1 protein-coding gene is annotated in these 418 nt (G+C 36.1%); it reads right to left on the minus strand.

Features of this window, described 5'->3' with window-relative positions:
- Nucleotides 1-244: 244 nt before the first annotated feature.
- A partial coding sequence (locus H5120_RS20060; RefSeq protein WP_182675887.1) for a cold-shock protein occupies nucleotides 245-418 on the minus strand: 174 nt, incomplete at its 5' end.

Consider the following 418-nt stretch of genomic DNA (forward strand, 5'->3'; position numbering starts at 1 on the left):
AAACCAAAACCTTTTGCTTCGTTAAACCATTTTACTGAACCAGTAGTTGTATTAGACATAATATGTATCCTAAAAAATTAATATAAGTGTGCCTGAAAAGAGGCGATTGAGCCGGAAAAAATAGTTAACTTGAGGATATCGTGCAGGATTATTACTAAAACAACTCGGTACTAACAAATAAAACAAAATTTCTTTCAAACTAGTATTCAAAATGGGTTATTGCTAACCCATTTAACGAAAGCAATTAGATGCTAACGATGTTTTCAGCTTGTGGGCCTTTTTGACCTTGAGTAACAGTAAACTGTACACGTTGGCCTTCAGCTAAAGTTTTGAAACCGTCGCCAGAGATTGCGCTGAAATGTGCGAAAACATCAGGACCAGATTCTTGCTCGATGAAACCAAAACCTTTTGCTTCGTT

Source organism: Pseudoalteromonas sp. SR43-2 (assembly GCF_014163885.1).
GTDB lineage: Bacteria > Pseudomonadota > Gammaproteobacteria > Enterobacterales > Alteromonadaceae > Pseudoalteromonas > Pseudoalteromonas distincta.